This window comes from Pacificoceanicola niger (assembly GCF_048553275.1).
GTDB lineage: Bacteria > Pseudomonadota > Alphaproteobacteria > Rhodobacterales > Rhodobacteraceae > Pacificoceanicola.
In genome coordinates, this window is record NZ_JBLZMW010000001.1 from 481,233 (window position 1) to 498,821 (window position 17,589).

At 64.2% G+C, this 17,589-nt stretch carries 18 protein-coding genes and 1 tRNA gene; 10 read left to right on the top strand and 9 right to left on the bottom strand.

The annotated features are described in order from the left end of the window. Nucleotides 1-689: 689 nt before the first annotated feature. Complete coding sequence (locus ACN2XU_RS02265; RefSeq protein WP_419408757.1) at nucleotides 690-890, bottom strand: hypothetical protein; 201 nt, start codon at nucleotides 888-890, stop codon at nucleotides 690-692. A gap of 136 nt (nucleotides 891-1,026) precedes the next feature. Further along, the gene (locus tag ACN2XU_RS02270) at nucleotides 1,027-1,869 is read right to left on the bottom strand and encodes a hypothetical protein (RefSeq protein WP_419408758.1); all 843 of its coding nucleotides are present in this window, start codon (nucleotides 1,867-1,869) and stop codon (nucleotides 1,027-1,029) included. Nucleotides 1,870-2,382: 513 nt separating this feature from the next. Between ACN2XU_RS02270 and ihfB the strand changes: the two genes are divergently transcribed. From ihfB to ACN2XU_RS02285, 3 genes are all read left to right on the top strand, one after another. After that, complete coding sequence (gene ihfB, locus ACN2XU_RS02275; RefSeq protein ID WP_136439552.1) at nucleotides 2,383-2,664, top strand: integration host factor subunit beta; 282 nt, start codon at nucleotides 2,383-2,385, stop codon at nucleotides 2,662-2,664. Nucleotides 2,665-2,672: 8 nt separating this feature from the next. Further along, nucleotides 2,673-3,032, top strand: a complete 360-nt coding sequence (locus tag ACN2XU_RS02280) for a LapA family protein (protein WP_419408759.1) — start codon at nucleotides 2,673-2,675, stop codon at nucleotides 3,030-3,032. Between the two features lie 76 nt (nucleotides 3,033-3,108). Then, entirely contained in the window at nucleotides 3,109-3,771 is a 663-nt protein-coding gene (locus ACN2XU_RS02285; protein WP_419408760.1) for a phosphoribosylanthranilate isomerase, read from the top strand. Nucleotides 3,772-4,136: 365 nt separating this feature from the next. Here the strand turns inward: ACN2XU_RS02285 and arsC are convergent, their stop codons facing one another. From arsC to ACN2XU_RS02305, 4 genes are all read right to left on the bottom strand, one after another. Beyond that, a complete protein-coding gene (gene arsC, locus ACN2XU_RS02290) occupies nucleotides 4,137-4,475 on the bottom strand; it encodes an arsenate reductase (glutaredoxin) (RefSeq protein WP_419408761.1) in 339 nt (112 codons plus the stop codon). Beyond that, entirely contained in the window at nucleotides 4,472-5,530 is a 1,059-nt protein-coding gene (locus ACN2XU_RS02295) for a quinone-dependent dihydroorotate dehydrogenase (protein ID WP_419408762.1), read from the bottom strand. The genes arsC and ACN2XU_RS02295 overlap by 4 nt, the downstream gene beginning before the upstream one ends. After that, a complete protein-coding gene (locus ACN2XU_RS02300) occupies nucleotides 5,527-5,865 on the bottom strand; it encodes a DUF952 domain-containing protein (RefSeq protein ID WP_419408763.1) in 339 nt (112 codons plus the stop codon). The genes ACN2XU_RS02295 and ACN2XU_RS02300 overlap by 4 nt, the downstream gene beginning before the upstream one ends. 69 nt (nucleotides 5,866-5,934) lie before the next feature. After that, nucleotides 5,935-6,579 (bottom strand): VPLPA-CTERM sorting domain-containing protein, encoded by a 645-nt coding sequence (locus ACN2XU_RS02305; RefSeq protein WP_419408764.1) that lies wholly within the window; start codon nucleotides 6,577-6,579, stop codon nucleotides 5,935-5,937. Between the two features lie 385 nt (nucleotides 6,580-6,964). Between ACN2XU_RS02305 and ACN2XU_RS02310 the strand changes: the two genes are divergently transcribed. From ACN2XU_RS02310 to ACN2XU_RS02325, 4 genes are all read left to right on the top strand, one after another. Then, entirely contained in the window at nucleotides 6,965-8,524 is a 1,560-nt protein-coding gene (locus ACN2XU_RS02310) for a bifunctional metallophosphatase/5'-nucleotidase (protein ID WP_419408765.1), read from the top strand. A 266-nt stretch (nucleotides 8,525-8,790) separates the two neighbouring features. Then, nucleotides 8,791-10,188 (top strand): MATE family efflux transporter, encoded by a 1,398-nt coding sequence (locus tag ACN2XU_RS02315; RefSeq protein ID WP_419408766.1) that lies wholly within the window; start codon nucleotides 8,791-8,793, stop codon nucleotides 10,186-10,188. After that, on the top strand, nucleotides 10,185-10,613 hold the full coding sequence (locus tag ACN2XU_RS02320; RefSeq protein ID WP_419408767.1) for a glyoxalase superfamily protein: 429 nt from the start codon (nucleotides 10,185-10,187) through the stop codon (nucleotides 10,611-10,613). The genes ACN2XU_RS02315 and ACN2XU_RS02320 overlap by 4 nt, the downstream gene beginning before the upstream one ends. A gap of 147 nt (nucleotides 10,614-10,760) precedes the next feature. Then, nucleotides 10,761-11,309, top strand: coding sequence for an NADPH-dependent FMN reductase (locus tag ACN2XU_RS02325; protein WP_419408768.1), 549 nt, complete (start codon nucleotides 10,761-10,763; stop codon nucleotides 11,307-11,309). A 2-nt stretch (nucleotides 11,310-11,311) separates the two neighbouring features. Here ACN2XU_RS02325 and ACN2XU_RS02330 read toward each other — a convergent pair whose 3' ends face one another. Together ACN2XU_RS02330 and ACN2XU_RS02335 are read right to left on the bottom strand one after the other, a co-directional pair. After that, the gene (locus ACN2XU_RS02330; RefSeq protein WP_419408769.1) at nucleotides 11,312-11,917 is read right to left on the bottom strand and encodes a hypothetical protein; all 606 of its coding nucleotides are present in this window, start codon (nucleotides 11,915-11,917) and stop codon (nucleotides 11,312-11,314) included. Nucleotides 11,918-11,926: 9 nt separating this feature from the next. Further along, a complete protein-coding gene (locus tag ACN2XU_RS02335) occupies nucleotides 11,927-12,250 on the bottom strand; it encodes a hypothetical protein (protein ID WP_419408770.1) in 324 nt (107 codons plus the stop codon). Between the two features lie 158 nt (nucleotides 12,251-12,408). Here ACN2XU_RS02335 and ACN2XU_RS02340 point away from each other — a divergent pair. From ACN2XU_RS02340 to ACN2XU_RS02350, 3 genes are all read left to right on the top strand, one after another. After that, nucleotides 12,409-12,482, top strand: a tRNA-Gly gene (locus tag ACN2XU_RS02340). A gap of 108 nt (nucleotides 12,483-12,590) precedes the next feature. Next, nucleotides 12,591-14,393 (top strand): ABC transporter transmembrane domain-containing protein, encoded by a 1,803-nt coding sequence (locus ACN2XU_RS02345; RefSeq protein ID WP_419408771.1) that lies wholly within the window; start codon nucleotides 12,591-12,593, stop codon nucleotides 14,391-14,393. A 278-nt stretch (nucleotides 14,394-14,671) separates the two neighbouring features. Continuing rightward, on the top strand, nucleotides 14,672-16,573 hold the full coding sequence (locus ACN2XU_RS02350; RefSeq protein WP_419408772.1) for an acyl-CoA synthetase: 1,902 nt from the start codon (nucleotides 14,672-14,674) through the stop codon (nucleotides 16,571-16,573). Nucleotides 16,574-16,725: 152 nt separating this feature from the next. Here ACN2XU_RS02350 and ACN2XU_RS02355 read toward each other — a convergent pair whose 3' ends face one another. Beyond that, on the bottom strand, nucleotides 16,726-17,529 hold the full coding sequence (locus ACN2XU_RS02355) for an undecaprenyl-diphosphate phosphatase (protein ID WP_419408773.1): 804 nt from the start codon (nucleotides 17,527-17,529) through the stop codon (nucleotides 16,726-16,728). Between the last annotated feature and the right edge of the window lie 60 nt (nucleotides 17,530-17,589).

Sequence of the window (17,589 nt, forward strand, 5' to 3'; positions counted from 1 at the left end):
CAGCCAAAGATATCGGGCGGGCGGCTCGCCTCACATGTCAGCCATAGAGTGTGCGGCCCCCGTGACGGCGGTCGGAGGCTCGACTGCTGCTTTCTCTAGATTGCGATCGGTGTGGCCGTTTGGCCCTCTGTCGATCGGGCGGTGGCCTTTGAGGCAGACCGGATGGTGGACACCACCTCCACCGCTGCGGCCAGGGCAGTTGTCTTGATGAACAGCTGGGTGCTCGCGCGCACGCTGGGTGCAATCGGCACTCCCTCATGGCCAAGTCCTGACCAAGAATGCGGCGCTTAAGGACCGGGGTGAACTATGGGTCTGATGCTCCAACCGGACGATGCCTTTTTCGAGTGCAGCATCAGGGGCGTGACGGAGGAGAACAACCTGAGATGGGTCTGGACTGTGCCGACGGCCGGGCGTGTCCGAGGCCACTGTCTCTAACCCGCAGGGTTTCGCGGGCAGAGCGCCGAAGAGCCAATTAAGGTTGGACACGGTCGCGGGCCGTGAGAGCCGTCGCGACAAGTCCATTGACAGGTTTCACAGTCGGCGTCTGCGTGACGCGATGTTTGCCCTGTCAAAGAGCGAGCGACCACCCGACACGGTCCAAAGCTGAAATGCGACAGTGTCGGGTGATACGCGGGGCTTATGAAGGGGTCAGCGCGTTACAAGACGGGCGTACGCGCACCGGGGTCGAATTACTCGGCGCCGGTAACCGTGTGGGTGACTTCACCGCCAATTTTGCTGCAATCTGCCGCGCCCTGCGCCATAACGGTCACATCGTTGAGGGTGCACAGGACAGCGGCTTCGCCATCTCCGCCAAAGGTCACGCTGATCCCGAAGGCATGGGCGGACAGAGTGGAAGCGACAACAAAAGCGGAAGCGAGAACAAATTTCATGATGGATTTCCTGTTGTGACAGCCCGTGACGGGCTTGTGGACTTGGCCGGTTTGGCCGGGGGCATGAGGCTGGGTGAAGCCAGCCACATTCGGGGAGGACAGCGAGCTGTCCGTTATCTTGCGTTGCGGCGGGCGGTCAAAACTCCTCGAGCAGCGATGAGGGGTCCTGAATGATGGGGGTTTGGTTGCAGTTAACGTCCTGGCCAATGTTCTTGTTCATCAGCGATTGCCGTTCACTGCAAATCTGACGGGCCTGCGTGTCCGCCTGTTTCGCAGCGGTTTGCACAACCTGAGCGAATGACGCCCCTTGCGTATTGTCCAATTCACTGACCAGTAAACTGCTGAACAGCGGTCCGGTCATATCCTCGTTCATATTGGCCACTTCATCGGCCGTGGACGAGGCAATGGTTGCAATCCGGACGTCTTGTTGAGGCATTTCATGAAGGACGTCCGCCGCCAGCGCCCCGGAGTGGCAGGCATCAAACATTGCGACCACGCGTCCGGCGCCCATCTGTTTGAGCATGTCAGCGAAATCAGAGGCTCGCAGCCATTTGCGTTCAAACAGGGCAAACTGTGTGGCGCCCGGATCGTCCTCCGACCAGAAAATCATGATGTCGTTCTTGCTGGTTGCGACCTGCGTGCCATCCCCCGCACCATTGTGCATGACGACGTAGAGCAACACGCTGTCCTGAGCGGTAAAATCAGGGAGGGCTTCGAAAAACGCGACGAGGCCGTCAACGGTGGCTTGCTTGTTAACCAAGGTGTGGATTTGCGCCTGTGGAACATCGTACCGTTCGGCAAGCGCCGAAGTGACATCGCGGACCGCTTCGGCACAGATTGCGGGCGGGATTCCCTTGTAGGGTGCACAGGCACCGATGCCGATGACATGGGTTGCAGGTTGTGCCGCGATGGCAATCCCGGCGCAAAACCACAATGCCGCCGCCATCATAAGGCGATTGAGAAGACCTGTATTTGTCACGCGGTGTTCCTTGCTGGGGCAGGTGATTTGGCGGCTCGTCTTGCGCTGGAAGATGAGCGCAAAGGTGTTTCCAAAACCTGAACGTCCCAGGAAAGGGTCAGGACACTTGTGTACATCGTCGCCGATCCCCCACGCGCGTCAGGAAATTTCGCAAATGATTTTAAGGGGTTAGGGCGTGCTTCGGCTATTCGTAAACGTTTCTTCAATTGCCGCACACCGGGTGGGACGAGGTAAAGGGAAGGTCGGGCGTGTCAGCGGCCCGGTCTCCAGCGTTTTCCCGGAGCGCCTGAGCGCGCCCGGGGGGATGCCGAATCGCGGCGGTTGCTGCGCCCGCAGCGCGCGCCGGGCGGGTGCGAATGCGGGGCATTTGCCGCAAACGGCCCGGCGGAAAGTCGCAAACTGCTGCAAATCATGGCTTTTCCGCGAAGTTGTCGGTTTCGCAATTGATTTGAGATCAGTATAGTCCAAAGTACACCGCGTCCGTTATGAGGCGCAGCAGGGGGATTTGTGATCATGATCAGGTCAGAGTTGATCCAGAAGATTGCCGACGACAATCCGCACCTTTATCAAAGAGATGTCGAGCGGATCGTGAACACGATCTTCGAAGAAATTACCAATGCCATGGCCCGGGGGGACCGGGTCGAACTCCGGGGCTTCGGGGCTTTTTCGGTCAAGAAGCGTGACGCGCGCGTGGGCCGCAATCCGCGGACTGGCGAGTCTGTTCAGGTCGAGGAAAAGCATGTGCCTTTCTTCAAGACCGGCAAGCTCCTGCGTGACCGGCTGAACGGAAAGTAAAACGACTGATGCGTTACATTCGCTATGCTCTTCTTGCGGCGCTGGCCATTGTGCTGGTGACGCTGGCCCTTGCAAACAGGCAGGCGGTGACCCTCAATACGCTGCCGGCCGGACTGCGCGCCTTTCCCGGTGCCGGAGCCTTTGACTACACTGTTGAATTGCCACTGTTTATCGTCATCTTTGGCGGCATCGTCGCGGGTTTGTTGATCGGGTTTGTCTGGGAATGGTTCCGCGAGCACAAGCATCGTGCAGAGGCGAGCCGGAAGAAGACCGAGGTCAAGAAGCTGGAGCGCGAGCTGAAGAAGACCCAGGCAGAGCGCGACAAGGACAAGGACGAGGTCCTGGCCCTGCTGGATCAGGCGAGCTGATCCACGCGGCGACAGACGCGGCACGGGGGCTCGGGGCCCCCGTTTTTGTTTGAGAATCAAAGAGGTGAGAGCCGGTATGGCGAATGTTCGGGTCAAGATTTGCGGGCTCAAGACTGCTGCCGACATCGCGGCGGCGGCGGGGGCCGGGGCGGCTTATGCGGGGTTTGTGTTTTTTCCCAAGAGCCCGCGATATGTGACGCCGGACGAGGCGCGGGCGTTGGCGGTTGAGGCGCCGCCGGGGCTGGCGAAAGTGGCGCTTGTGGTGAATGCGGATGATGCGCTGCTGGATGAGATCTGTGAGAAAGTTCCCTTGGATTTCCTGCAGTTACACGGAAGTGAGACGCCTGAGCGGGTGATGGAAGTCAAGGCGCGCTATGGCTTGCCGGTGATGAAGGCTGTGGGGATCGCCGACGAGGCGGACCTGCCGCAGCTCGGCGTCTATGCGCAGGTCGCCGACCAGCTGTTGATCGACGCCAAACCGCCAAAAAACGCAACGTTGCCAGGGGGTAACGGGTTGGCCTTTGACTGGCGGCTGGTGGCCGGGAAGCTGTGGGCGAAGCCGTGGATGCTGGCCGGTGGGCTGACGCCGGAGACGGTGGCAAAGGCGATTTCGTTGACTGGCGCGCAGCAAGTGGATGTCTCCAGCGGTGTAGAAAGCGCGCCGGGAGTCAAAGACCCTGAATTGATTGAGAAATTCGTCAAGGCGGCGCAGGAGGCGACGGCGGTTCCGATGCTTTAACCTTTGGTTTCCGCGTTGTCGTCGTTAACGGCCCGCGCGGTGGGGTTAACGCGGTGCGCGGCCGCGCCGCAGTCCATATGCTGTGGCGCGGGGCCGATGCGTCCACAAGGCTGTGACAGAGATTAACCACCGCAGTCGCGCGTTAACCGGCGTTTGGTACGATTCGGTGCGGGTTTTGTACAAAACGCCTGAGCGGTCTTCTGCCAGAGGCCGAGACTGGCACGTTTTGAGCCCGCGCGGGCTTTTTTTCGTTAACACGCCAGAACAGCGGAGGGGAAACCCCGCCCGACGGGAAGGGGCAAGCGCCGTTTCCACGCTGCAAAGGTCGCCCGGTTACCCGTGTCTGGACCCAGACCCGGCGCGGGCTATAGAAGATCCAGAATGCGCTCCGGGGGGCGGCCGATGGCGGCCTTGGTCCCGGCAAAAAGGATCGGACGTTCGATCAGTTTCGGCTCCTGCGCCATGGCGGCGAGCAGGGTCTCGTCGCTGTCACTCTTGCTCAGGCCCATGTCCTTGAAGGCGGTTTCCTTCGGGCGCATCATCGCGATGGCGGGCAGGCCGAGGGCCGTTTGCGCGGATTGCAACTCGGCGAGGCTGGGGGCGTCTTCGAGGTATTTTCGGATTTCAAAAGAGGCGCCACGGGCGTCGAGCAGGGCCAGCGCCTCGCGCGATTTCGAACAACGGGGATTGTGCCAGAGAATCATGTCCAGTCCTTCGTGCCGGTGCCAACCGCCTGCGCCACGGTCTCGAAGCCGTCGCGGGCCAGCAGTCGGTCAAGCCCGGTGGTGATCTCGGAGACGAGGCTGAGCCCGCCGTAGACCAGCGCCGTGTAGAGTTGCAGCGCCGAGGCCCCGGCGCGGATTTTCTCGTAGGCTTGCTCGGCGGAGCCGATGCCACCGACGCCGATCAGGGGGATTTTTCCCTCGGTCAGCCGGTGCAGGCGGGCGAGGGTGCGGGTGGATTTTTCGAAGAGCGGCTGGCCGGAGAGACCGCCGGTTTCCTGTGCGTGGGTCGAGCGCAAGCCGCTGCGGTCGAGCGTGGTGTTCGTGGCGATGACGCCCGCGACGCCGGAGCTGAGCGCGACCTCGGCCACATCCGCAAGGCCCGCGTCGTCAAGGTCCGGAGCGATCTTGAGAAACACCGGGATCGGGCGGAAGAGACCGGCGCGGGCCTCCATGACGCCGGCCAGAAGCGCGCCGAGGGCGGCCTTGCCCTGAAGATCGCGGAGGCGTTCGGTGTTGGGCGAGGAGACATTGACCGTGGCGAAGTCGATATGTGCGCCGCAATGGGTGAGCACCGTGGCGAAATCCGCCGCGCGATCGGCGCTGTCCTTGTTGGCTCCGAGGTTGAGGCCGAGGACCATGCCCTTGGGGCGGTTTTCCAGCCGCGTTTCGATCGCGTGCATGCCGTCATTGTTGAAGCCGAAGCGATTGATGGCGGCGCGATCCTCTGTCAGGCGAAAGAGGCGCGGCTTTGGATTACCCGGCTGCGGGCGCGGCGTGGCGGCCCCGACCTCGACAAAGCCGAAGCCTGCGCGGGCGAGGCCATCGAGCGCGGTGGCGTTCTTGTCGAACCCGGCGGCGAGGCCGAGCGGGTTGGGAAGCTGCAGCCCCGCGATGCTGGTCCTCAGACGCGGCGTTGCGATGGGGCCGGGCGCGGGGGCAAGGCCGCTGCGCAGGGCCATCAGGGCGAGGCCGTGGGCGCGTTCGGGATCACAGCGGCGCAGCACGCGCAGGCCGATCTGTTCCAGCGCCGTCATGCGAGGTCGTCGGGGAACTGATGGCCGTCGGGACCAAGGGGCAGGGCGCGCTCCCAGACGATCTGATCGTAGCGCAGGGGCGCGTAGAGATGCGGGAAAAGCTGACCGCCGCGCGAGGGTTCCCAGCGGATGGCATCGCCCAGCGTTCCGGGATCGTAGGCCAGCAGGTGCAACCCGTCCTCCCCGGCGAAATGCTTCGCGGCGGTTTCGCGGGCCTGTTCGGCGGTGGAAAAATGGACATAGCCATCGGCGATGTCGATTGGCGCGCCGGCGGTTTCGCCGCGCGCCTGCAGGGCGGACCATTCGCTGGCCCGGAGGATCTTGTAAATCAGCATGAAAGCTTGTTGCCCAAGGTGGGCGCCATGGTCAAGCGCCGGATCGCGGTATCCGGCGCCTGTTCGGAATCACCGCTTGCGACGGCGCAGGCCGAGCGCGCCGACCCCGGCGAGCAGCAGCAGGCCGGAGGCGGGCAGCGGCACCTGGCTGAGGTTGCCGAACTTCAGCTCGTCAAAGCCGACACGCTCGCCCGAAACGGTGCTGAAGGTGATCGACGAGAATGCGGTGTCGGTGACCACGCCCCAGAAATTCGGATCTTCCGTACCGGGAAGGCCGGTCGTGGAGAACGCGCCGTTCGTGATCGACAGCGCATCGCTGGCCGTGCTGCTGATGAACACGCCGAAGGCGGTGATGGGGTCGAAGAAGGTGAAGGTCAGCAGGCTGTTGCCGTTGTCATGGTACCAAATCGCCCCGTCGCCATCTGCGACCGGATTGGGCCAGACGTTCGGTTCGATCTGCATGGTGTTCTGTTGCTGATCGTTGATACGGTTGTTGCCGACGCCGCCGTTGGTTTCCATGACGGTGCCCCAGTCAAAGGTCATCGTGGACGTGGCATGGCCGGGGAGCGGTGTTTCCTCGAAGCTTTCGAAGGACAGGCCGAGGGTGCCGTTGGTGGCACCGGCAAAGCCAATGAGGTCAGAATAAAAAGTGGTGGCGGCCTGCGCGGATGCGGCGATGGTGGCGAAGCCCGCGGCCAGAAGGAGACGTTTCAAAATGATGCCCTCGTACAAGTTACGTTTGCAGTATTGTAGCAGTGTTGGATGGCCTGGCCAATCGTTCTCTTCCGTGCGCGGCGCTTTGGAGGGGGGTGCGCTGTAAGCTCGTGGCGCGGCGCCGGGTGTCGAGGCCTGTGGCGGCGATGCGTGATCCGGCCTGGTCGTGCATGACTTTTGTGCGGCGCAAGGCGGATCGGATGCGCCCTCAGGATGCGCCACTGGCGGCGGGACCGCCCTTGGCGGGGTGCGGCGTAAATTGTGCGCATTTGCCGTCATTGCGCTGTGACCTTACCCGGCGATACCCCGCATCAGGCTTTGACTCTTGGTCAAATCAAGGGTCTGCTGAGACCATAAACAAAGACTGACAGAGAGGGTTTTCACCATGTCGCTCCGTTTGATGACCAGCGCCGCCGCGCTGAGCCTCGTTGCCGGTGTGGCCAGCGCGGATTATTCGCTGACCATTCTGCACACCAACGATTTTCACGCCCGCTTCGAGCCGATCAGCAAGTATGATTCCGGTTGCGGCGAAGAGGATAATGCCGAGGGCAAATGCTTTGGTGGCTCCGCGCGCCTGATGACGGCGATCACGGAGGCCAGGGCGCGCAGCAACAATGCGATTCTCGTCGATGGCGGGGATCAGTTCCAGGGCACGCTGTTCTACACCTACTACAAGGGCAAGCTCGCCGCCGAGATGATGAACCAGATGGGATATGACGCGATGACCGTGGGCAACCACGAATTCGACGACGGTCCCGAGGTGCTGCGCGGCTTCATGGATGCGGTGGATTTCCCCGTGCTGATGTCGAACGCGGATGTGTCCGGCGAGCCGCTGCTTGCGGATGTGCTGATGAAGAGCACGGTCATCGAGCGCGGCGGCGAGAAACTGGGCCTGATCGGCCTGACGCCGCAGGACACGGACGAGCTGGCCTCGCCGGGCAAGAACGTCATCTTCACCGATCCGTCGGACGCGGTACAGGGTGAGGTCGACAAGCTGACCGAGATGGGCGTGAACAAGATCATCGTGCTGTCGCACTCCGGCTACGGCGTGGACCAGACGGTCGCGGCCAATACCACCGGCGTGGACGTGATTGTCGGCGGCCACTCCAACACGCTGCTTGGCGATATGGACGGCGCGGTCGGCGCGTATCCGACCGTGGTCAACGGGGTGCAGATCGTGCAGGCCTATGCCTATGGCAAGTTCCTTGGCGAGCTGAACGTGACCTTTGATGACGACGGCGTTGTCACCGAGGCCACCGGCGCGCCGATCATCATGGACGCGGCCGTAACCGAGGATGAGGCAACCAAGGCGCGGATCACCGAAGCGGCCGCGCCGCTGGAAGAGATCCGCAACAAGGTTGTGGCCGAGGCTTCCGATGCCATCGAAGGCAACCGCGATGTCTGCCGCGCGATGGAATGCTCCATGGGCAATCTCGTGGCAGATGCCATGCTGGCCCGCGTGAAGGATCAGGGTGTCGAGGTGGCGATCGCCAACTCCGGCGGTTTGCGCGCGTCGATCGACGCGGGCGAGGTGACCATGGGCGAGGTGCTGACCGTGCTGCCGTTCCAGAACACCCTGTCCACGTTCCAGGTGTCCGGCGCGACCCTCGTCGAGGCGCTGGAAAACGGCGTGAGCCAGATCGAAGAGGGCGCAGGCCGTTTCCCGCAGGTGGCCGGCATCACCTTCACCGTGGACAAGAGCGCAGAACCGGGCAGCCGGGTTTCCGATGTGATGATCGGCGGCGCGCCGGTCGATCCGGAAAAGATGTACGGGGCCGTGTCCAACAACTATGTGCGCAACGGCGGCGACGGCTACAAGATGTTCATCACGGCGGAAAACGCCTATGACTTCGGGCCGGATCTGGCGGATGTGACGGCAGAGTACCTTGCCGAGAACGCCCCCTACGCGCCCTACACGGACGGCCGGATCACGATCAAGGAGTGATCCGCCCGATGTGACGAATGGCAAGGGCCCTCGCGGGTGCGGGGGCCTTTTTTTATCCGGGCGGCACGGGCAAGGCCGGTCGCGGCGGCGCTTGACAGGGCCGGAGGCGACGCTCTAAAGGTCGCGCAGGTGCCGGGCACCTGCCGCCTGCGGACGCAAGTCACGGTGAAGCCCGGACAGGACACAGACCCTCACCCTCGAAGCATTTCGCAGGTGGGCAATGCAGGCTCCCATCCTTATCGGAATGCCGATCCGGGGAGTGGACGATGTCGTCTGTCAATCCATCCGAAAACCGTTTTCTGACCGCGCCGCCATCGCGGCTTTTTCTGACCAATGCCGGGCCGATGATGATCGTCATGGGGATGAATGGCCTGCTGACGGTGGTCGATGCCGCCTTTCTGGGGCGCTTTGTCGGTGCCGAGGCGCTGGCCGCCGTCAGTGGCGTCTTTCCCGTCGTGATGATCACCATCGCGCTGTCGAGCCTTGTTGGCGGGGGCATGGCCAGCCTGCTGGCCCGTCATCTCGGACAGGGCGACACACGCGCCGCGATGGCGGTGTTTGCACAGGCGCACAGGCTTGCCCTGGCCGTGGCGCTGCTGGCGATGGCCGTGTTCTGGCTTGGCGGAGCCGCGCTTGTCACGGCGCTGGCCAATGGGGCGCCGGGGATTGCGCAGATGGCCTGGACCTACACGGTGATCCTGATCATGGCGCTGCCGGTGCAGCTTTGGCTGGCCGTGCATGCCGATGCTGGCCGCACCGAAGGGCGGGCGGGGCTGATGGCGCTGCTCTCGATGGGTGTCGCGCTGGCCAATCTCGGGCTGAATTACATGCTGATCGTGCGCATGGGTTTTGGCGTGGCGGGGTCCGCCTGGGGCACGGTGCTGGCGCAGGGGCTTGGCCTTCTGGTTCTGCTGGGGCTGCGGCTCCGGTCGCGCGGGATGCTGCCGCTGTCGGGGCTTCTGAAGGCGCGTTGGGTCGGGGACTGGCGCGCGCTGCTGACGCTCGGCGCGCCGGTGAGCCTTGGGTTCATCGGGATCGCGCTGGTTTCGGGTTGCGTGATCGCCATGCTGCGGCTGACGGCGGGCGAGGCCTATGCGGCGCAGATGGCCGCCTATGGAATCGTGACCCGGATCTTCAGTCTGACTTTCCTGCCGATCATGGCCATGGCGCTCGCCACTCAAAGCATCGTCGGACACAATGCCGGGGCCGGGATGTACCGGCGCTCGGACGCCGCGCTGCGCCTCGCGCTTGTCGCGGCGGCATTCTACGGCGCGGCGGTGGAGGCGGGGCTGCTGTTGATGCAGGGGCGGGCCGGGGCGCTCTTCGTGGCGGCGCCGGAGGTGATCGTGCAGGTCGGGGCAATCCTGCGGCCGATGGTGGCGCTCTATGTCTTTGCCGGGCCGGTGCTTGTGCTGGCGCTGTATTTCCAGGCCATCGGCCAGCCGGGGCGCAGTGCCGCGTTGTCGCTGATCAAGCCGTTTGCTCTGGCGCCGCTGCTGATTTTCGCGCTTGGCCGGATCTGGGGTTTGGATGGGCTGTTCCTGGCCTTTCCGATTGCGGATGCGGTGGTCGCGGGCGGGGCCGGGTGGCTGTTGCTGACCGGTCTGGCGCAGGGGCGGGCGTTGGGCGGTTTCGGGACGCCGCTGCGGGAGGATATCGCATGAGCGCGATCACCGAGGCCAAGGCGCAGGCCAGGGCGCTGCGCGCGGCGCTGGCAGCACAGGGCACGGCGGTCAGCCACGGCCAGGCGCTGGAGCTGGTGGCGCGGCAGGCAGGGGCGCGGGACTGGAACACGCTGCATGCGCGCCTGTCGCGGGCGGAGCCGCGCGCGCTGCGGCTGGAGGATCGGGTGCGCGGGTTTTACCTCGGGCAGCCGTTCAGCGGGCGCATCGTGGCGCTGTCGAAGACGGGGCAGAACCGGCACGTGTCGATTGCCTTCGACGAGGCGGTCGACACCGTGCGCTTTGCCAGTTTCTCCAACCTGCGCCGCCGCGTGCAGGGCGTGATCGGGCCGGACGGGCGGTCGCTGCGCAAAACCTCGGACGGGGTGCCGCAGCTGATCGTGTTCGGGCCGGAAGAGGGGACATGAAAGACCGTAGTTCTGTGCGTTTCGAGAGGGTTCGTGTTCGGAAACGGGCATTGTGTGCGGGCGTGCCCCGGGCCATGTGTCAGCAAGATCAGAACACGGATCCGGTTCTCCCCCCACCGGACCACCCACGAACAGGAGACGAGAGCCATGAAAATTCTTGCCATTGCCGCAACCAACAGCCGCAATTCCATCAACCGTACGCTGGTGACCCACGCGGCGGAGCGCCTTGCGCGTGGTCACGAGGGCGCCGAGATCGTCCACGTCGACCTCAACGACTATGAAATGCCGATCTACTCCGTCGATCGCGAAGGGGCGGACGGTGTTCCGCAACCGGCGCAGGATCTGCGCGCGCGGATCGGCGAGGCGGACGCGGTGCTGATTGCCTTTGCCGAGCACAATGGCACGGTGACGGCGGCGTGGAAGAACGTGTTCGACTGGATGAGCCGTCTTGAGGGCACCGTCTGGCAGGAGCGGCCGGTGCTGATGCTTTCGGCGACGCCTGGGCCGCGGGCCGGGGCGAATGTGCTGGCCGGGCAGGAGCTTGTCGCTCCGTTCTTCGGCGCGGATCTGCGCGGTGTGCAGGGCTTTGGCAACTGGGGCGAGACATGGGATGCCGAGGCGGGCGCCCTGAAGTCCGAAGAGGATCGCGCGGCGCTGGATGCGCTGCTGGACAAACTGGCGCCGGTGGCCGCCTGATCTCAGGACGGGGCCGGACGATTGGCCTTGACGGTTTCCGCCCGCTGCAAGGCGCGGCGGAAATTCCATTTTTCGGGATCGCCTGTCAGCGCCTCTTCGAGCGGCAGGTAATCCTTATTCTGTTCCTTGAGAGCTTGCACATCCTTTCGGAAGGCCGCTTCGAAGGCCGGTTTGATCTGACCGGCGGGCCACAAACCGCTCTTTGCATCCTTCGAATCGTCAAGCCAGAGCGCAGCGACCAGCGTGTTCACGGCGCCCGTGAGGACAGTCGCGAAGGGCTTGTAGGAGGCGCTCACCTCCTCCTGGGACAAGAGCCAGTCGGGCAGCAGCGCCACGAGTGCCTGCAGATTGATGCCGAACCACGTGATCACCGCAGTGGTCAGCGCGATGAGGCCGACCGGCAGCAAAACCGCCCCCTGCCAGAGCACGACCGCCCGTGCCGGATCGTCCGAAAGGCGGGTGCGGGCGGCCCGGGATATTGCCAGCCCGGCGATGCACAAGAAGACGCAGAAGCCGAAGACGGGTGCCGCGGCGAGGCTGGAGAACAGCAGGGCAAGCCCGAGCAGGACGCCGATAAAGACCGGGGCAGCTTCGGCCAGCGCTTTCATGTCACTCCCTCAGACGTCTATGTCGAATTCATGGGCGGGCGAATGTTTGCAACGGAACGTCACCTTGCCGTCGCGAAAGCGGGGCTCCATCGGCGAGGGAGGCTCGCTGTTGCTGTCGTCGCACATGATCCCGCTTTGCATCATCATGCTGGCCAGCCCCATGACCGCCTGCGCGGCGCCGACGGTGATTGCGCCCCCGGCGGCCTGTGCGATGACGCTGGTGATCGCCGCGCCCAGACTGGCGGTGTCGGTGGGTTTTCCCGGTTCGGGAAAGCGGAAGGTGGAGGCGATCCTGGACAGGGGGACGCGCTTGGCGGCAATGTCATCGGACATGGTTGGGCTCTCGAAATTGCTTGTCAGGACAAAATGCGACTTAAAGTGGTTTCAGTTTTGCGCGACTCGCCTTTTCAGTCAAGCGCGGGCAAAGCGTGATCCGCCCGCAAGAACCGGCTTGACCCTCGTGTGAGGTTGAATTACCCATGCCGCGCCGAGCGGGCGTTGTGTAATGGTAAGACCCTTGCCTTCCAAGCAAGAGATACGGGTTCGATTCCCGTCGCCCGCTCCAGACTTCCCCCCCGAAACAGCTGTGATCGACCGGCCCATGCGGCAAACGTGGTCCTTGACCCGACCGTCTGGCATGGCAAAAGGCGAGGACGGGAGTTCAGGAGGCACCATGGCGCGCGGCACCAGCATTTCGAAAACGGGCGAAGAAGAACGCGAGAAGTCGCGGCGGCTGGGATCGCTTGGCGCGCTGTGGCCGTTCCTTTTGCCCTACAGGGTGCTGATGATCGCTTCGATCTGTGCCTTGGTGATCACGGCGGCGATTTCGCTGGCGCTGCCGATGGCGGTGCGCCGGGTGGTGGACAATTTCAACGTCGAGGACGGCGCGCTGCTCGACCAGTATTTCGGCGCCGCGCTGGCCATTGCCGGTCTGCTCGCGCTGGGCACGGCGCTGCGCTATGCGCTGGTGACCCGGCTGGGCGAGCGGGTGGTGGCCGACATCCGCAAGGCGGTGTTCGACCGGGCCATCGGCCTGTCCCCTGCCTTCTACGAAAAGATCATGACCGGGGAGGTGCTGAGCCGGATCACCACGGATACGACGCTGATCCAGTCGGTCATCGGCTCTTCGGTGTCGATCGCGCTGCGCAACATCCTGCTGTTCAGCGGCGGTCTGCTGCTGATGTCGCTGACCTCGGCCAAGCTGACGGGGCTGGTTTTGCTGATCGTGCCGGCGGTGGTGATTCCGATCCTGACGCTGGGGCGCAGGCTGCGGCGGCTGAGCCGGGAGAACCAGGACTGGATCGCGGTCTCGTCGGGCAATGCATCCGAGGCGCTGAGCAGCGTGCAGACGGTGCAGGCCTACACGCATGAGGCGCTGTCCAAGGCGGCGTTCTCGGATGTGACGGAAAAGAGCTTTGACGCCGCGCGGCGGCGGATCTGGACGCGGGCGCTGATGACGGCGATCGTGATCTTTCTCGTTTTTACCGGCGTGGTCGGTGTGCTGTGGATCGGGGCATGGGATGTGCGGGCCGGGGAGATGAGCGCGGGCGCGCTGATCCAGTTCGTGGTCTACTCGGTGATGGTGGCGGGCTCTGTCGGCGCGCTCTCGGAGGTCTTTGGCGAGTTGCAGCGGGCGGCGGGCGCCACCGAGCGCCTCGTCGAGCTGCTGCATTCGGAGGATACGGTGAAGGACCCGGCGGAGCCGAAGGCGCTGGCCGAGCCGGTGCGCGGCGAGATCGTCTTTGATCAGGTGTCGTTCAACTACCCGGCGCGGCCGGACATTCCGGCGTTGGACGGGGTGGATCTGCGCATTGCGCCGGGAGAAACCGTGGCGCTTGTCGGGCCCTCGGGCGCGGGCAAGACCACCATCGTGCAGTTGATCCAACGGTTCTATGACCCGCTGGCAGGGGCGGTGCGGATCGACGGCGTGGCCCTGCCCGAGATGGCGCGGGACGACTTCCGCCGCCATATCGCGCTGGTGCCGCAGGACCCGGTGATCTTTGCCGCCTCGGCGCGCGACAATATCCGCTTTGGCCGCCCGGATGCGACGGACGCGGAGGTCGAGGCCGCCGCAGAGGCCGCCGCGGCGCATGAATTCCTCGCGGCGCTGCCGGAGGGCTATGACACATGGCTGGGCGAGCGCGGCGTGATGCTGTCCGGCGGGCAGAAACAGCGCGTGGCGATTGCCCGCGCGATCCTGCGCGATGCGCCGGTGCTGCTGCTGGACGAGGCGACCAGTGCTCTGGACGCGGCGAGTGAGCAGGCGGTGCAGCGGGCGGTGGATGTGCTTGCCGAGGGCCGTACCACGGTGATCGTGGCGCACCGGCTGGCCACGGTGAAAAAGGCCGACCGGATCGTCGTGATGGAGGCCGGGCGCATCGTGGCGCAGGGCACGCATGATGCGCTGGTCGCCGAAGGTGGCCTCTACGCGCAACTCGCGCGGCTGCAGTTCACCGACGGCATGGCGGCGGAGTAACGCCACATGTGACGGGGGGAGGGCCTCCGGGCGCCCCGACTGGCGAAAGGATTTCGCCAGCGGCCCACCCTCCAGCCGCTCCCGCCAAAAGCTGATGGTCAAACCGTCTGCCGGCTTCTGTCGGTTTCGGTTTCGCGTCTTCAAGTCCGAATGACGCTGGGGCAGCGCGTTGAGACGCCGCGTCACGGGGGATTTGCCGTTGCGTTCACGGCCCTTGCGCGGCGACGCAGACGCCTTCACATTGATCGTGACAGTCTCATGGGGAGGAGAGGACTATCATGACCTATGCCGGTGTGGCGGACCGCGACGCGATTCAGAACGCGATGACATGGCAGGCGCGGGATGTGCCCGCGACGCTTTGGGGTCAGCTGTGCCGCACGGCAGAGGCGTTCCCGGATCGGCCGGCCGTCTCCTACCAACTGCTGTCGGGCGCAAAGGACAAGGCCGAAACGCTGAGCTGGCGTGCGCTGAAGGCACAGACGGCGCAAGCCGCAAACCTGTTCCGCGCGCTGGGCATCGGCGAGGGCGATGTGGTGGCCTATGTCCTGCCGAACTGCAACGAGACCATCGCGGCCCTGCTGGGCGGCGCTGTGGCGGGGATCGTCAATCCGATCAACCCGCTCCTCGAACCCGAGCAGATCGCATCCATCCTGCGCGAGACCGGCGCGAAGGTGGTCGTGACGCTCAAACCCTTCCCAAAGACCGATGTGCCCCAGAAGGTGGCCGAGGCGGTGCGGCATGCGCCGGGCGTCCAGACTGTGCTTGAGGTGGATCTCAACCGCTATCTGACACCGCCGAAGAGCTGGATCGTGCCGCTCGTGCGCCCGAAAATCGAAGGCACGCGCCACGCCGATTACAAGAGTTTCCGCAAGGAGATGAGCAAGCAGCCCACCGAGTTGACCTTTGCCGACAGTGCCGGGGACCGGGTGGCGGCCTATTTCCACACCGGCGGCACCACGGGCATGCCGAAGGTGGCGCAGCACCGCTATGGCGGGATGATCTACAACGGCTGGCTCGGCGCGACGCTTTTGTTTGACGAGACGGACAACATCATGTGTCCGCTGCCGCTGTTCCATGTCTTTGCCTGCCACGTCATACTGATGGCCGCGATCTGCTCGGGCGCGCATGTGGTGTTCCCGACGCCTGCGGGGTATCGCGGGGAAGGGGTCTTCGACAATTTCTGGAAGCTCTGCGAGCGCTGGAAGATCAGCTTTGTCATCACCGTTCCGACGGCGGTGGCAGCGCTGATGCAGCGGCCGGTGGATGCGGATATCTCCTCTGTGAAAACGGCGTTTTCCGGCTCCGCGCCGATGCCGCTGGAATTGTTCAAGCGGTTCGAGAAGGCCTGCGGGGTGACGATCTGCGAGGGCTATGGGCTGACCGAGGCAACCTGCCTTGTCAGTGTGAACCCGCCGGACGGTGTGAAGAAGGTCGGCTCCATCGGGATCGCCTTGCCCTATACGGATGTGAAAATCACCAAGGTCGTCAGCGGCGATGTGCTGGAATGCGGCACCGATGAGGTGGGCGAGATATGTATCTCCAACCCCGGAGTCTACGCCGGAAATACCTACACCGAGGTGGAAAAGAACGCCGACCTCTACCACTACGGGGCGTACCTGAGGACCGGTGATCTCGGGCGGCTCGACGCGGATGGCTACCTGTGGATCACGGGGCGGGCGAAGGACCTGATCATCCGGTCCGGTCACAACATCGACCCGGCAGAGATCGAAGAGGCGCTGCTCGGCCATCCGGCCGTGGCCTTTGCCGGGGCGATCGGTCAGCCGGACGCCTATGCCGGCGAATTACCCTGCGCCTTTGTCGAACTCGTCGCCGGGGCGGAAGTCACGGTCGAAGAACTGATGCAGCATGCAAAACGTCACGTGCACGAACGCGCGGCGCATCCCAAGCACCTGACCATCCTCGATGAACTGCCGAAAACGGCGGTCGGCAAGGTGTTCAAACCCGACCTGCGCAAACAGGCGATTGAGCGGGTCTACAACGGTGCGCTGGAAGAGGCCGGGCTTGCGGCACGGGTGATCGCGGTTGTCGATGACAAAAAGCGCGGTCTTGTGGCCCAGGTCGCGCCGAATGGAGAGAGCGAAGAGGGCGTGGCCAAGGTCCTGGGCAGCTTTACGCGACCTTGGGATCGGGCGGACAAAAGCGAGCCTGCAAGCACTTGATGTAAAAGGCCTTTGGCGATCATCGCCGCCCTCAGAAACGCAAGGCGGAGCCATCAAGACCCCGCCGTCATCTTCACTGGTCCGTAAATATCCCGGGGGTCTGGGGGCGGAGCCCCCAGTGGGTCGCCCGCGTCAGCGGGCGAAACCGGCGCTCACCGATAGGCGATCCACAGCAGGAAGACGCCCAGGATCACCCGATAGACGACGTAGGGCGTGAAACTGACCGACTTCAGCAGGCGCATCATCAGGGTCAGCGCGGCCAGCGCGGCGGCAAAGGCCAGCGCGGCGGCGATGGCGCCGTCGCGGGCAGCGGCGGCATCGGCTGTGCTGGCCACTTCGAGACCGAGCAGCGTGCCAGAGGCGATGATCGTCGGGATCGACATGAGCATCGACAGGCGCGCGGCGTCGGAGCGTTCATAGCCAAGCTGGCGGGCGGCGGTGATGGTGATGCCGGAGCGGGAGGTGCCGGGGATCAGGGCGACGGCCTGCCACAGCCCCATCTTGATCGCATCGCCCGTGTTCCAGTCGCTCGCCTCCTTGACCTGCGGCCCCTTGGTGTCGGCCCAGTACAGGACGAGGCCGAAAATCAGCATGGACCAGCCGATCACGGCAGTAGAGCGCATCATGTCACTCAGGCCCGTCACCTTCAGCACGAGCCCCGCGAGGATCACCGGGATCGTCGCAATCAACAGCAGGAAGGCGAGGCGGGCGCCGGGGGCGTCGAGCCGTCCGCGCAGCATGGCGGGAATCCCGAACAGGGCTTCGCGCACGTCGCGCCAGAAGTATAAAATGACAGCAAACAGGGTTCCCACGTGCACGGCGACGTCAAGAATCTGTCCCTGATCGTCCATGCCGGTTAGATTCGGGAGAAGAATCAGATGCCCTGACGACGAGATCGGCAGGAATTCCGTCACGCCCTGGATCAGCGCAAGGATCAGGAGATGGGTAAAGGTCATGTGATATGATCCCGATATGGTCGGATGCCCCCTGTATAACCCTCTGTGTTTTCGCGGAAA